This is a genomic window from Kamptonema sp. PCC 6506 (assembly GCF_000180455.1).
GTDB classification, from domain to species: Bacteria; Cyanobacteriota; Cyanobacteriia; order Cyanobacteriales; family Microcoleaceae; genus Kamptonema; species Kamptonema formosum.
The window spans coordinates 1-16,624 of record NZ_CACA01000370.1 but is presented as its reverse complement, the minus strand read 5'-3'; the positions used below and the strand labels follow the sequence as shown (position 1 = coordinate 16,624).

At 43.0% G+C, this 16,624-nt stretch carries 7 protein-coding genes; 2 read left to right on the top strand and 5 right to left on the bottom strand.

From position 1 onward, the window contains the following. Window positions 1-17 precede the first annotated feature (17 nt). Together OSCI_RS26820 and OSCI_RS26815 are read left to right on the top strand one after the other, a co-directional pair. A complete protein-coding gene (locus OSCI_RS26820) occupies window positions 18-3,293 on the top strand; it encodes a type I polyketide synthase (protein ID WP_019486948.1) in 3,276 nt (1,091 codons plus the stop codon). Between the two features lie 173 nt (window positions 3,294-3,466). After that, window positions 3,467-7,555, top strand: a complete 4,089-nt coding sequence (locus OSCI_RS26815) for a non-ribosomal peptide synthetase (RefSeq protein WP_007358381.1) — start codon at window positions 3,467-3,469, stop codon at window positions 7,553-7,555. Between the two features lie 67 nt (window positions 7,556-7,622). Here the strand turns inward: OSCI_RS26815 and OSCI_RS26810 are convergent, their stop codons facing one another. The 5 genes from OSCI_RS26810 to OSCI_RS26790 form a co-directional block, all read right to left on the bottom strand. After that, window positions 7,623-8,756: a hybrid sensor histidine kinase/response regulator gene (locus OSCI_RS26810; RefSeq protein WP_007358380.1), complete on the bottom strand. Its 1,134-nt coding sequence runs from the start codon at window positions 8,754-8,756 to the stop codon at window positions 7,623-7,625. A 59-nt stretch (window positions 8,757-8,815) separates the two neighbouring features. Beyond that, window positions 8,816-9,892, bottom strand: a complete 1,077-nt coding sequence (locus tag OSCI_RS26805) for a hybrid sensor histidine kinase/response regulator (RefSeq protein WP_007358379.1) — start codon at window positions 9,890-9,892, stop codon at window positions 8,816-8,818. Window positions 9,893-9,895: 3 nt separating this feature from the next. Beyond that, on the bottom strand, window positions 9,896-10,585 hold the full coding sequence (locus OSCI_RS32565; RefSeq protein ID WP_007358378.1) for an ATP-binding response regulator: 690 nt from the start codon (window positions 10,583-10,585) through the stop codon (window positions 9,896-9,898). Continuing rightward, the gene (locus OSCI_RS26795; RefSeq protein WP_007358377.1) at window positions 10,554-15,800 is read right to left on the bottom strand and encodes a PAS domain S-box protein; all 5,247 of its coding nucleotides are present in this window, start codon (window positions 15,798-15,800) and stop codon (window positions 10,554-10,556) included. The genes OSCI_RS32565 and OSCI_RS26795 overlap by 32 nt, the downstream gene beginning before the upstream one ends. Window positions 15,801-15,898: 98 nt before the next feature. After that, window positions 15,899-16,624, bottom strand: a 726-nt coding sequence (locus tag OSCI_RS26790; RefSeq protein WP_039963198.1) for a response regulator, incomplete at its 5' end; no start/stop codon positions are given.

Below are 16,624 nucleotides of genomic sequence, written 5' to 3'. Positions count from 1 at the left end.
GAGGAACAGTAATGCCCATGAATAGTTCAAATCAATTTAATCGTTTTGATGGAAAGGATGAAATCGCAATCGTCGGTATGGCGGGGCGTTTTCCCGGTGCTAAAAACGTTGATGATTTTTGGCAAAACTTGCGCGATGGGGTAGAATCAATTTCTTTTTTCACAGATGAAGAACTGATATCTACAGGTACAGACTCAGCCTTACTCAATGACTCTAAATATGTCAAAGCAGGCACTATACTGGAAGATATAGAACTATTTGACGCGGCATTTTTCGGCTTTACACCTAGAGAAGCTGAAATCGCAGATCCCCAACAGCGTCTTTTCTTAGAATGTGCTTGGGAAGCTTTAGAAAATGCTGGTTACGATTCGGAAAGTTATCCAGGTCAAATTGGTTTATTTGCAGGTGTAACTCTGAGCAGTTACTTATTTTATAACCTGTATTCCAATCGCAATTTAATAGAATCACTCGATCCGTTCCAAGTGTTAATTGGAAATGACAAAGACCACCTTTGTACGCAAACTTCTTACAAATTAAACCTCAAAGGGCCGAGCATCAACGTTCAAACTACCTGTTCTACTTCATTGGTTGCCGTTCACTTAGCTTGCCAAAGTTTGCTCAATGGTGAAAGCGATATAGTGTTAGCTGGTGGTGTTTCAATTCAAGTACCACAAAAAACTGGTTATCGCTATCAAGAAGGAGGAATTAATTCTCCTGACGGACATTGCCGAGCTTTCGATGCAAATGCTCAAGGAACTATTTTTGGCAGTGGTTTAGGTATTGTTGTCTTGAAACGATTAGAAGATGCTGTAGCGGACGGAGATTGTATTCATGCAGTTATTAAAGGTTCCGCGATTAATAATGATGGTTCTTTAAAGGTTGGTTACACAGCGCCCAGTGTAGAAGGTCAAAGGGAGGTGATTTTAGAAGCACTTGCTTTAGCTGGAGTGGAAGCTGAAACTATTAGTTATATTGAGGCGCATGGAACGGGAACTTCCTTGGGAGATCCGATCGAAATTGAAGCTCTAAACCAAGCTTTTCGTACCAACACCGATCGGAATAATTTTTGTGCGATCGGTTCGGTTAAAACGAATGTTGGGCATTTGAATACCGCTGCTGGAATAACAGGTTTAATCAAAACTATTCAAGCACTTAAACACAAACAAATACCTCCCAGTTTGCATTTTCAACAACCCAATCCCCAAATAGATTTTGCCAATAGTCCCTTCTACGTTAATACTAAGTTATCGGCATGGAAAACTAACGGCAATCCGCGTCGTGCTGGAGTCAGTTCTTTTGGAATTGGCGGAACAAATGCTCATGTAATTTTAGAAGAAACTCCAGCAGTTGAAGCTTCTAGTTCCTCACGTCCTTGGCAGTTATTGCTACTGTCAGCAAAAACCAATACAGCATTAGAGACTGCAACTGCGAATTTAGCCACATATTTACAACTGCATCCCCACTCAAATATTGCTGATGTTGCCTACACATTGCAAGTCGGTCGTCGGGCTTTTGAGCATCGCCGAATGGTAGTTTTTCAAGATATTGAAGATGCCATAAATACGCTAACTAATTTAGATCCGCAACGAGTTTTCACGCACTACCAAAAGCCCTCTCACCGTCCAATCGTATTCATGTTTTCTGGACAGGGCGCACAATATGTAAATATGGGGCGAGAACTCTATGAAGTTGAGCCGACATTTCGAGAACAAATAGATATCTGTTCGGATATTCTCAAACCTCATTTAGGTATCGATCTGCGTTCAATTCTATATCCCAGCGAAGCACAAACCGCAGCCGCTTCTCAGCAATTAGAACAAACTGCAATTACTCAACCAGCTATATTTGTTGTTGAATACGCGATCGCAAAGTTGTGGATAGAGTGGGGAGTAAATCCTGTAGCGCTAATTGGACACAGTATAGGCGAATATGTAGCTGCTACTTTAGCAGGTGTTTTCTCCCTAGAATATGCCTTGTTTTTAGTAGCAATTAGAGGTCAATTGATGCAGGAATTGCCCTCTGGAAGTATGCTTGCCGTGCCGCTTCCAGAACAAGAAGTTCAGCCATTCTTGGGCAAAGAACTTTCTTTAGCAGCAGTTAACGCGCCATCCTCGTGCGTCGTTTCAGGCTCGACAGAAGCGATCGAAACATTGCAAAACAAGTTAAATTCTCAAGCTATAGACTGTCGCCGCTTACATACATCTCATGCTTTCCATTCTGAGATGATGCAACCGATTTTGGAACAGTTTACACTTGCTATTAAAAAAGTGAAGCTGAATCCGCACCAAATTCCTTTTATTTCCAATGTAACTGGCACTTGGATAACAGAAAATGAAGCCACAAATCCCAGCTATTGGAGCAAACATCTGCGCCAAACAGTGAGATTTTCTGCCGGAATTTCCGAGTTGTTGAAACAGCCGGAAGCAATATTTTTGGAAGTTGGGCCGGGACGGACTTTAAGCTCTTTAACTAAGCGGCATTTAGAACCAGATACCAAGCATCTCGTGCTAAATTCCTTACATCATCCTCAAGAAAAACAATCCGATGTTGCCTTATTATTAAACGCATTAGGTCGGCTTTGGATGGCAGGTATAAAGATAGATTGGTCGGGTTTTTATACTCATGAATCGCGTCATCGTCTCCCCCTACCTACCTATCCTTTCGAGCGCCAACGTTATTGGATTGATGCTAAATCGCCATCATTATCTGCGAGTAATAACTCAATAACATCCGATAAAAAGGATCGATGGCTAGTGTTTGTTGATGAATCTGGTGCAGGTTCCCAATTACTTAATAAATTGGAAGAAAAATGTCAAAATGTAATTACGTTAAAGTTGGGAGAACAATTTGCTAAAGTTAGCGAAGGAATTTATACCCTTAATCCCCAAAACCAAGACGATATTGATGCTTTACTGGCAGAACTAATACCGGAGACAAAATCATCCCAGCAAACAGACTCATCCCCGCGCTATTTAAGACCAATCCTCAGCAATTCATATATTCCACCTACTAACGAATTAGAACAACAAATTGCCGAAATGTGGCAAGAAGTTATCGGTATTAAACAAGTCGGTATTCACGATAATTTCTTTGAGTTAGGAGGAGATTCACTTATCGCTACCCAATTAGTTTCGCGATTGCGATCGCACTTCCCAGTTGAACTACCACTGCGCGACCTTTTACTTCAAGCATCCACTGTCGCTAAACAAGCAGAAATGCTTGACCAACTTCTTCTAGAAAAAATTTCTGACTTATCTGACGAAGAAGTTGAAGCTTTTTTGGCTAATCCATAAAAGTCTATACAGCCATTCTCAGGTATATGAGGTATGAGTCGTAAATTGGTAATTGGAGTTGTAGGCGCTTACCTCATTTACTACATAAGCAGGATAAGAGGGCTAAAGCCCAACTACGTACCTTTTTAAATACCTGCGTTCATCTATTCTTCATCTGCGCTTAAATTAAAATCATGGAAAACCAAACGTCTAATCTATCAGCAACCAAAAAAGCCCTTCTGGAAAAATGGAAGGCAGGGAAATTGAGAAGTTATGCTATTCCCAAGCGACCAAATTGTAACCAGATACCCTTATCTTTTGCCCAGCAAAGACTCTGGTTTATCGATCGACTTTATGAGGGAAGTTCCTTTTATAATATTCCAACTGCAATTCATTTAAAGGGACTGCTTGATGTGACGGCGCTTAAGCAAAGTCTCAATGAAATTATGAAGCGTCACGAAGGTTGGCGGACGAGTTTTGTAATAGTAGATAGGCAACCCTTTCAGGCGATCGCATCTAAATTAACCTGGGAATTACCGATCGTCAACCTCGAACATTTATCTGGTAAAAATTGGGATATTGAAGTTCAAAAAATAGCAAGCGAGGAAGCTAAAAAACCTTTTGATTTATCCCAAGCGCCTCTGGTACGGGCAACTTTGCTGCGTCTAAGCGAAACAGAACATATTTTCCTTTTGACCATGCACCACATCGTCTCCGATGGATGGTCTATCTCAGTGTTTGCAGGGGAATTGGCAACGCTGTATGCGGCGTTTTTCACAGGTCAATCTCCGTTATTACCCGAACTTCCTATCCAGTATGCAGATTTTGCAATTTGGCAGCGCGATCGCTTGCAAGGTGAATTACTCGCTACCCAACTCAATTACTGGAAACAACAACTAGGCGGTGATTTACCTGTATTGCAATTGCCTCTCGATCGTTCCAGACCTACTATTACCACATTTAATGGTGCAAAGCAATACTTTACTTTTTCCAAAAGTCTAACAGAGGCACTAAGTAAATTATGTCAGCAAGAAGAAGCCACTTTATTTATGACTTTGCTGACCGCTTTTAATACTTTACTTTACCGCTATACAGAGCAAGAAGATATCCTCATCGGTTCTTCAATTGCTAATCGTAATCAAGCAGAATTAGAAGGAATACTTGGCTTATTTGTCAATACATTGGTAATGCGAAATGACCTCAGCGGCAACCCAAGTTTTCGCACGCTTTTGAGTCGGGTACGCGGGGTAACTCTCGACGCTTACGCACATCAGGATTTGCCTTTCGAGAAGCTAGTAGAGGAATTGCAACCCGATCGAGATTTAAGCCGAAATCCTTTGTTTCAGGTCATGTTTGTACTGCAAAATACCCCGAAGTCTGAGCGAGAGATTGCTGGGTTAACTTTGCGTAGTTTGGAGTTTGATAGTGGCACATCTCAGTTTGACATTTTCCTGTCTATTAGTGAATCTAAGGAAGGATTAACTGGATTTCTAGAGTATAGTACAGACTTATTTGATGTGGCAACAATCACAGGACTAATCGACAATTTTCAAACTTTACTGGAAAGCATCGTTGCTAATCCAGATTGCCCAATTTCTGAATTACCAATCCTAACTACCCAACAGCGAGAAAAACTATTATTGGAGTGGAATAATACTCAAACGACTTATCCGCAAGATGCCTCTCTCCATCAATTATTTGAATGGCAAGTACAGGATTTTCCTGAGAGTTTAGCATTGATCGATAGCTCCGAAAAAATAACCTATCGACAACTCAATCAAAAAGTCAATCAACTTGCACATTATTTACAAAAATTGGGAGTAACAACTGAAACTTTAGTAGGAATTTGTCTGGATCGATCGGTGGAAATGATAGTGGGAATTCTGGCAATACTGAAAGCTGGCGGTGCTTACATTCCTCTCGATCCAAATTATCCAGCAGATCGTCTTTCTTTCATGCTTTCTGATTCGCAAGTTTCGTTAGTTATCAGTCATTCATCATTAATCGATCGCTTTCAAAAAATACAGGTTGTCTGTCTAGATAATGACTGGGAAATTATCGATCGCGAAAGTCAAGAAAATCCTGCCATCATATCTAAAAGTGACAATCTTGCTTATGTAATCTACACTTCGGGTTCAACTGGAACTCCTAAAGGCGTTCTTGGCACTCACCGAGGTACAGTTAATGGGTTAAACTGGTTGTGGAAAACTTATCCCTTTGAAAGTGAAGAGATTTGTTGTCAGAAAACAGCTATTAGTTTTGTAGATTCAGTTTGGGAAATTTTTGCTCCCTTACTCCAAGGAATTCCCACTGTTATTATTCCCGATGCAATTGTCAAAGACACTAAACTATTCCTAGAAACGCTCGATCGCCATCACGTTACGCGAGTCATACTTGTTCCTTCCTTGCTGCGGCTAATTGTAGATACTTACGGTAATTTAACCAAGAAATTGTCGAACTTGAAACTTTGGATAACCAGTGGAGAAGCACTAACTCTCAACTTAGCACGATCGTTCACAAAATTGCTTCCATCTGCTAAATTGATCAACCTTTATGGTTCATCTGAAGTTTCTGCAAATGCCACTTACTACGATACAAGTTTATTACCAGAAAAAGCAACTAGCGTTCCGATCGGTCGTCCTATTAATAACACTCAAGTTTACATATTAGACCGTCATTTACAACCAACTCCTGTAGGAGTCTGGGGTGAATTGTACATCGGCGGCGATGGATTAGCGAAGGGTTATTTGAATCGTCCTGAACTAACCGCAGAACGGTTTATTGATAACATCTTTGTATCGGGAACTAAGCTTTACAAAACTGGCGATCTAGGGCGTTATTTGCACGATGGTAATGTCGAATATTTAGGCCGCCGTGACGAACAAGTAAAAATCCGAGGTTTTCGAGTTGAGTTAGGAGAAATTGAAAGTGCGATAGTGCAACATCCAGATATTCGAGAATCTGTTGTCATTATTCGGGATGATACACAAGGCGATAAACAGTTGATTGCTTACATAGTAACAGATGAACCAAACTTAGTTTCACAACTGCACGGTTACTTGCTTCTTAAACTACCAGATTACATGATACCGTCTGCTTTTGTAGTGCTAGATGCGATACCGCTAACACCAAATGGTAAAGTAGATAAGCGATCGCTTCCAACTGATAATCTGCTCCGATCGAACTCCACAAAATCCTTTATTTCACCCAGAAATCTTTCCGAATTAGGCTTGGTAAAAATTTGGGAAAATCTGCTGGCTATTAACTCAATTGGAGTTACAGATAACTTTTTCGAGTTAGGAGGTCACTCCTTTTTAGCTGTACGCTTAATGGCTCAAATTTACGAACGGTTCGGACACAACCTTCCCCTATCTATTTTGTTTGAAAATCCAACAATTGAAAAACTCGCTAAAATTGTCAGCCAACCAACAAATTTGAGTTCTGGTTCCCCGTTGGTAGCTATTAATGCTTCGGGTGTGAGGACTCCTTTCTTTTGCGTACACGCCGCCGGAGGAGATATCCTTGCTTACCTAAACTTGGCAGATAAAATCGGTGGAGAGCAACCATTTTACGCCTTGGAACAGTCCCCTAACTCGGTCGAAGTTGAACCTAAATCAGTAGAAGAAACAGCAGCTTATTACCTCCAAGAAATTCGCACAGTGCAACCGGAAGGGCCATATCTTTTAGGAGGTTGGTGTTTTGGTGGTGTGGTTGCTTTTGAGATGGCGCAACAATTACAAAAACAAGGTCAAAAAGTGGATTTGTTAGTGGTAATTGACGCTATTTTGCCAGAAACAGTTATTCAACCAACAAAAGATGATGATGCTAAGTTTTTAATCCGGTTAGCTGAGTCAGTTAAAAACTGGTTCGGTATTGATTTTTCAGTCTCCTACGAGGAAATGCGATCGCTACCGTTAGATGAGCAATTTCAGTTATTGAATAGAAAGGCAAACTTCATCGTCAGCGACACGGAGATGGCGCAGTATATTCGCGATTACAAGGTTTTTAAATCTCACGTTCAAGCCATGCGAGATTATGTTCCCTGCGTTTATCCTCACAAAATTACGTTGTTTCGAGCTCACGATAAAATTGAGCATGATTTTGAAAGTACGGAGTTTCATAGCGATGATTTATTGTTAGGTTGGGGCAAATGTTCCCAGCAAGCGATCGAAGTTATTGAAGTTCCGGGAAATCATTTCTCCATGTTTGCTGAACCTCACATACAAAAATTAGCTGAGCAATTGAAATTTTGTCTCGATCGATTAGTTAGTTATCCAAAGTAAGGATATCCCCGACAAAAAGCCCTTGCCATTCGCCTATTTGTGAAAGTAGTGACAGTCGTCATTACAGCTAATGGCGAATAATTGGCAGACTGAGAGTTACCGTTGTTTCCTTTTGATACACACTGGTAATAGAGAACTCTCCTCCCGCCAGTTCGACAATTTTTTTGACGATTTTTAAGGCCAAACCGATGCCCTGTTGCTCATAGGTTTTCCGCTCAAACTGCATGAAAGCACCGATTTTAGCAATTTGGTCTTCTGTCATGCCTCGCCCTGAGTCATATACAGATAATTTCAACATATCCCCTACCACTTCACTACTAACTTTAATAGTTGTCTCTGGTGAGGAGAATTTCAGCGCATTATCAACTAATTCATGGAGAATAGTTGATAGATATCGCTCTGATATACCGATATCTGCTTCCTCAAGCGCCAACATCAAATCGTTGTGACGATTGAGTGTCTGAGCATGGGATTTCAACGCGGCTTCAATGGCAGAAGCTGAAAATTTAGTCCCGGTAAATTCGATTTTCTGCTGCCGATTTGCTGATAGTTCTAGTTCTAAATAAATCAGGAATTTTTTCGTTAAACTTTCTAGGCGACGGGCGGATTGATCCGCCCAGCTTAACATCTCCCGGACTTCAGAAATATCTATTTCTTCGAGATCGTCCTTGAGCAACCCGATTGTGCCTAAGATGCCATTGAGGGGCGTATTCAGTTCGTGAGATAGACTAGAGGCTAAGTTGCCACGCAATTCATTGAGGGTACTTTCCAAGACACTGATGGTATTTTCTTGGATATCGTATAAGGTCTGGATATTGTCATACTGTTGCTTGATTCTGAGCATAGAATGCACGCGAGCACGCAGTTCAATTCCATTAACGGGTTTACTAATGAAGTCGTCAGCTCCGGCAGTTAAACAATAGGCAAGGTCTGATTTGGAGTTTAATGCTGTCACCATAATAATGGGGACGGCTTGCCATTTTGACAGAGCTTTAATTTGCCGACAAACCTCGATGCCGTCTATTCCCGGCATCATCACATCCAGCAAAATCAGATCGGGTTCAAATGTGTCAAGATACTCGAGCGCATCATGACCATTAGCAGCGTAATACAATTGATAATCTTGCTCTGATAACAGAGTTTCAATCACATCAAAATTATCAGGTTCATCATCAACAATTAAAATAGAGCATTGAGACATAGTTGTAAGAGCAGTTCTAAAATGTATAAGGTTGGGTGGGAGTATGAGAACGTTGTCAGTTATGCTGCCAAAGTGATTTCAAAAATAGCTCCTCGCGGTTGATTATTTCTGACACAAATTGCACCGCCATGTGCCTCAACGACCATTTTGCAAAAAGCTAAACCTAACCCTATTTGAGGTATATCCGACATCAGAGTTCCAATCTCGTATTTCTCAAAAATCTTCTCCCGGAATGTCTCAGGAACACCCGCCCCCGAGTCAATCACCTGAATTTTAGCATCGCCAGATGTAAGAAATTCTAGATTTACTATGATTTGACTATTGGATGGGGAAAATTTAATGGCATTGGAGAGGAGATTATCCAGCATTCGATGGATCATGGTGGCATCGATAAAAACTTTTCTAGTGGTGTCGGGTGGTAATTGGGGGATCAACAACTGATTTTTTTGAGCGGCGATCGCTTCAAAGTTTGATATGGCAGATTGTATCAGCTCGCGGAGATCGACCTCTGTACAACAGAGACGAATTTTACCTGATTCGAGTAACGCAATTTGCAACAAATCATCAATTAATACCTGTAATGCTTTGGCTGACGAGTAAATTCGAGCCAGTTTGGTTTGTTGGGTTTCTCTGGGATAGTCTATGCTTTTTAAGAGTTCCAAGCCTAGCAAGACACCAGCCAAGGGATTGCGTAAATCATGGACTACCATTTTAACCATATCTTCCCGCAATTTGAGTAAGGTTTGCAGGTCGTCATAGTGATGCTTAATTCGCAGCATTGAATGGACGCGAGCACGCAGTTCAATAGCATTGACAGGTTTAGTGATGAAGTCGTCGGCTCCCGCAGTTAAACAATAGGCAAGGTCTGATTTTGAGCTTAAGGCCGTTACCATTACGATCGGCACGGCTTGCCATTTTGACATGGCTTTGATTTGCCGACAAACTTCGATGCCGTCTGTTTCCGGCATCATCACATCCAACAAAATCAGATCGGGATTGAATGTGTCCAGGGATGCGATCGCCTCTTGACCGCTAGCTGCATAATGCAATTGATAGTCGGGATCGCTCAAGAGGGTTTCAATTACATCAAAGTTATCAGGTTCATCATCAATGATTAAAATCGATGGTTTATTCATGGGTTATCTTTGATGAGAAGCTAAAAGCTGTTGAATGGTGGTTGCCAATTGTTTCAGCTTAACGGGTTTGGTGAGGTAATCATTGGCTCCCGCCGCCAGACAACGATCGCGATCGCTCGTCATCGCTAAGGCCGTCAGTGCTATGATCGGCACATTGACAGAGTTGGGAGCGCTGCGGATATGGTCTATAGCTTCTAGACCATCCATACCAGGCATTTGAATGTCCATCAGAATTAAGTCGGGATTTTCGGAATTAGTCAGAGCGATCGCTTCCGCTCCATTTTTTGCTAAGAGAATACGATAGCCTTTAGCTTTCAGGTAACTCGAAACTGTACTGATATTAGCTTCGTTGTCTTCTGCTAGCAAAATTAACGGTAATGCTTTCTCTTGGGCCTCGTTGGATTCGATGGAGGGTGGACTGTGAGATTCCACATCGGGAGAGGATGACGAAGTGTCAGTATAGAGAAGGTCAATTGTAAAACAACTACCGACCCCTACCTCGCTGGTGAGCCCCACTTGCCCGCCGTGCAGTTCCACAATCCGTTTCACCAAAGCTAACCCTAAGCCAGTCCCTGCATATTTACGATTTAAGGCACTATCGATTTGGATAAATGGCTGAAATAGCTTATTGATATGTTCTTGGGCGATACCAATACCTGTATCAATAATGGCAATTCGCAGATAATCCCTCACTTCTAACCCCTCTGCTTGTGCTTGCAGAGAGGAAGCGGGGGAGATGGGGAGCGGGGGAGCGGGGGAGGATGGGGAGCGGGGGAGCAGGGGAGCGGGGGAGCGAGGGAGCGGGGGAGATGGAAGACGGAAATCTCTCCGATGTTCCTGTACCCCCCTGCTCCGATGCTCCTGTACCCTCCTGCTCCTCTACTCCTGTACCCTCCTGCCCCTCTGCTCCCCCGCCCCCCTGCTCCCCATCTCCTCTGCCCCCCTGCCCCTCTGCTCCCCCGCTCCCCTGCCCCTCCGTCCGCCTTTGACGGCTCACTTCCAGAGTGATATGTCCTCCCTCTGGGGTGAATTTAACAGCGTTATTGAGTAGATTGATTAAGACTTGGCGGATGCGCCTTTCATCCACCCATAAGTCCGGTAAATTGAGGGGAATTTTAATGTCTACCTGAAGGTGTTTTTGTAAAGCTTGTTGTTTAATAAAAGCCAGACTAGATTGACACAAATAATTGATAGAAACTGAGGTATATTCCAGCTCCATTTGACCGGATTCAATTTTGGCGATATCTAAAATATCATTGATTAACTCTAGTAAGTGAGTGCCACTATGCTCAATAGTTTCTAAAGCTTTAATTTGGGATTCGTTGACAATCCCAAAAACTCCATCTTGTAGCCCCTCAGTCATGCCCAAAATCGCATTCAGAGGAGTGCGGAGTTCGTGGCTCATGTTGGCAAGAAATTCGTCTTTGAGGCGGGTAGCGCGGATTAGTTCGGCATTCGTCCGCTCTAGCTGCTGTTCGTATTCTTTGTAAACTCGCATATCCCGCATAATGGTTGAGAAAAATTCCACTTCTCCGTGAGGAGATCTATGAGCTAGGAGCAATTGAGACACTGGAATTTGTTGATTTTCAGCATCTAGCAATACATTTTCTCCCAGCCAGCTTCCTTTGGCGATCGCAATCGTTATAGCCTGCTGTTCGAGCATTTCCACAGCCCACTGGGGATGGTAATCAGCCGCGTTTTGCTGAGTAACTACGGCATCAGCATCAAGCCCCCGCAGTTTTTTAAGGGCGCTATTATTCCAGATCGCGTTACCTGTTAAATCAGCAATGAGGATGTAATCAGTTGACGCTTCTAGGATAGCAATGAGGCGGTTTTGGGCTTGCTCTAAACGTTTGCGTTCAGTAATGTCCTGAGCATTGCCAATGATCTGCTTAACTTGACCATTAGCATCGCGACTAAAGACAGAATCTCGACTGTGGAGCCATCGCCATTCCCCATTGCTATGTCTCATCCGATATTCAGTATCAATAATTTCCCCATCCTGAGCCATGCTTATTTGCTCAGAGTAAGCTGGTAAGACGGATCTCAGATCGTCGGGGTGCATTAAATTTTGGGTGAAATTAATTCCCATCGCCTGAATCACTTCAGGTTGATAGCCCAAGATAGAGCTAATTTCATGATTGACATAAACATTACGCTGTGTTTGCAGATCGTAAAGATAAAGAATATTAGGCGATGAGTCGGCAATTTTTTGAATAAAACGCTGGCTTTCTTGTAGAGCAAGCTCGGCTTGTTTGCGATCGCTAATATCGACTACTACACAAATAGTTTGATCTCCTGAGTCTGGGAGAAATGCCATTCCGATCAGAACAGAAATGCGACTACCATCCTTACGGTAGTATTCCTTTTCCCAAGGCTCGATCGCTCCAGATCGCATCAGGCGCTCCATTGCTGCAAAATCAGCAGGCAGATATTCGGTAGGAGTCAAGGTATCCCAATGGATGATCGTTCCCGCGTCTAGTTCCTCTCTGCTGTAGCCCACCATTTTTAAGAAGCGATCGTTGGCATCGAGAATGTTACCCTGAAAATCGGCAAAGATCATGCCAACTACACTGGACTCAAACACTCGGCGGAAACGGATTTCACTGTTTTGCAGAGCGATTTCAGCTTGTTTGCGATCGGTAATATCCTGAATTTGGGAAACAAAATAAAGAGGTTTTCCGTAGACATCTCTCACCAAAGAGACACTTAACAATCCCCAAACTAATTGCCCCTGTTTAGTAAAATAACGCTTTTCAATGTTATAGCTGTTAATTTCTCCTGCTAATATTTGGTTAGCAAATTTTAGATTATTTGCTACATCGTCAGGGTGAGTAATTTCCTGAAATCGTAAGTCCAAGAGTTCGGCTTCGGTATAGCCTAAGAAATTACATAGGGAAGCATTTACTTTGAAGTATTTACCTTCAGGAGAAACCAGACACATACCAACTACTGTATTATCAAATGCCTTACGGAATCGTTCTTCACTTAACTGTAGGGCTTCCTCTGTCTGTTTGCGTTTGCGAATATCAATTAAAACACCGCTCGACATTGTAGCCTTACCGTTTCGATCGAAATTGAGACTGGATATATCGTATACCCACACCCAACTGCCATCGGCGGCCACCATTCGATATTCCAGTTCGCAGTTGTTTTGATTTTGAATTGCATCATTAAATAGTTTTTCAGCCTTGACAACATCTTCGGCATAGACGTGATTTCTCCAAAAATCAGGTTCACTCAGCCAAGCTTCAATCGGGTATCCTAATAACTCTTCTGCTTTGTCGCTCACAAACGTAAACCGATTATTGTTAAGGTCATATTCCCAAACAACGCCATTTACAGATTGAATCAGAGAGTAATAATTTTGGCGCGACTTTGCTAATTCAGCTTCTACCTGTATGCGATCGCTGATATCTGTTAAGGTGCCGATATAACCGATCGTCCTACCCGCAGCATCGATTTCCTGTGCCACTTGGACATAGAACCAATTAACGCTACCATCTGGGCGCAGATGCCTACCTTCACTGTGATGGAGGAGGTATTGTCCTGAAGTAGATTGAGCATAACTTTCAGCATATTTAGCCAGCAAAAAATCGCGTTCCTCTGGATGTAGCGCTTCCATCCATCCCCTACCCAAGGCAGATTCTTTGGGTCTACCAGTCATTTCACTCCAGCGATCGCTAACATAGACACAGTTTAAAGGCGAATCAAACCGGAAAATAGCCACCGGAGCAGCAGCAGCTAAGGTAGCATAACGGCGTTCGCTTTCCCGCAGTGCTGCTTCTGCCAGTTTGCGCTGGGTGATGTCAGTATCGGAACCGCTCATGCGAACAATTTCACCTGACTCATCCCGCAAACCTTGAGCACGATTGAGTACCCACATATAGCTATTATCTTTGCGTTTTACCCGATACTCGACTTCAAAGAACTCTGTTTTGCCAGCAAAGTGATCGTCAACAGCAGCCATCACGCGATCGTAGTCATCGGGATGTATTCGGCTTAAGCACTCATCAGGGGAATTGGGAATTTCATCATCAGTGAAACCGCGCATCTGCTTCCACCGGCTGGAAAAGAAAATTTGGTTAGTTTTTAGATTCCAATCCCAAATGCCGTCGTTAGAACCTTTTAAAGCTAACTGCCACCTTTCTTCACTAGCGTGCAGAGCAGCAGTGCGCTCTTCAACTTTGGTTTCCAACTCTTGGTTTAACTGCTCTAGTGCCTGAGTAGCTTGTTGGCGTTCAATGGCAATGCCAGCAATATTTGTTGCTAGAGCAACCACTGACAATTCTTGTTGATTTGGTGTATGAATGTGGCGATGATAAACAGCAAATGTCCCCAAAACTAGACCATTATTGCTGATTACAGGTACTGACCAACAAGCTTGCAATCCATGTTCTAAAGCTAATTCTTTAAAATTTTGCCAGAGCGGATCGGTGGCAATATCAGAAACAATCACGGTTTCCTGGCGAAAAGCTGCGGTTCCACAGGAGCCAACTCCTTCACCGATCGCAACACCATCGATCGCTTGCAGGTAAGCAGCCGGCAATTGAGCCGCAGCCCCAAGATGCAATTTGCCATCGCGATCGCACAGCATAATCGAACAGATAGCATCCACCAGTTGCGTCTCCATTGCTTGTAATAGAGTCTCCAAAATCTCTCCTAAAGGTTCTGCCTTGGCGATTCTTTCTAAGATGGCATTTTGGATTTTCAGTTGTGATTCTGCTTGCTTGCGCTCAGTAATATTTATACTGGTGCCCACAATCCGACAAATCCGGGACGAGGCATCTCGAATCGGGTTGAGTGTGGTCATCCACCAGGTAGGTACTTCTCTGAAGATTAGGCATTCCTCATAGGTGATAGGAACTCCTGCTTGGATACAATCGACATAGCGTTGGCGTACTTTTTTCCCAGGTGAAGTTCCTCGGATCTCTTGATTTGATTTCCCCGTTAATCTTTCCGCAGTGGGGTTATAACCTATAAATCTAAACTCTCCATCCTCTAAAACATCAACTGTAAAAATTGCCTGTTCTACGCCTTCATAGATACTGCGTAAAAATTGTTCGTTCTCTTGTAAAACTGCTTGTGTTTGTTTAAGCGCAGTGCGATCCTGGGTAGTAACTACAACTCCTGAAATCTTGCCATCTAGTTCGATATAGGGATAATAGGTGACTTTAATAAATCTGCGACCAGCATTTTGATAGTCAAACCATGCCTCGTATTCTTGAACTTCCCCAGCCAGACATCGATCGAAATGTGGCTGAATTATGGTCTTAAATACTGTTTCACCATGCAAATGGGCGACGGAATGCCCAACGATGTCTCCCCATTGTTTCTGAGTCCGATCTAAATAGGCTTGGTTGACTAACCGATAGATATAGTTATTATCCAAGAGGGCAATACCATCTGTCATGGTAGAAACCACTCGTTGATACTGGTAGAGAATAGCTTCTGCCTCTTCGCCTTCGCTTAACTGTAAAACAGTTTGTGTCAAAATCTCAGTTAAGATATCCTTGGTGAGCAGACCAATTATGCGATCGCCATTAAGTACGGGTAAATGGCAAATTTGATGCTGTTGAAATAATGTTAGGACAGCCTTGATATCGCTCAATGCAAAGTCTTGGACGGTAATGACTGGATGGCTCATTACCGACTGAATTGGCAACTGGTCTAAGGGTGTGGACTGGGTAATAATCCGCACAATATCTCGCTCAGTTACAATTCCTACCAAGCCACTATTCTCAGGGTGCGTACCGCTGCTTTCTACCACTAATACATAGCTGCAACCAGCCTCTCTCATCGAGGCGATCGCTGCCATCACAGTCAGATCCGGTGAGACCATGAGTGGATTGGGCGCGATCGCGGATAATAAATCTTTTTGGACTAGGGGAATGGAAATACTTATCATGGCTTGTGGGTATCTGATTGAGCAAGAAGTCTCCCGCCATCATCTTTACTCTTGGGACTTCGCGATCGCTATAACTAACCCCTACGATCGGAGGATCGTTATTGAGGGGCTAAAAGTTGTTGAATAGTAGCTGCCAATTGCTTCAACTTAACAGGTTTGCTAATGTAATCATTGGCCCCCGCAGCCAGACAACGATCGCGATCGCTACTCATCGCTAAGGCGGTCAGTGCTATGATCGGCACCTTCACCAACTTAGGATCGAGACGGATTTGCTGCATAGCTTCTAGACCATCCATCCCCGGCATTTGAATGTCCATAAGAATTAGATTAGGGTTTTCCGACTTAGCCAAGGCGATCGCTTCCTCTCCATTTTTTGCTAACACAATGCGATAGCCTTTAGCTTTCAGGTAACTGGAAACTGTACTAATATTAGCTTCGTTATCCTCTGCTAGCAAAATTAAAGGCAATGCTTTCTGTTGGGCTTCGTTGGGTTCGAGGGAAGATGAGCTCTGGGATTCTACCTCAGCAGAGGATAGCTCAGCAGAGGATAGCTCAGCAGAGAATAAAGCACCAGCAGTGCTAGGAAGATCGATTGTAAAGCAACTTCCAAACCCCACATTACTTGTTAGTCCCACCTGCCCGCCGTGCAGTTCGACAATGCGTTTGACCAAGGCCAGCCCCAAGCCTGTCCCATCATATTGTCGGTTAAGGGCGCTATCGATTTGGATAAAAGGCTGGAACAGTTTGTTGATATTTTCTGGGGCAATGCCGATGCCTGTATCTATGATGGCAATTCGCAGGTAATCCCTCACTTCCCTATCTCC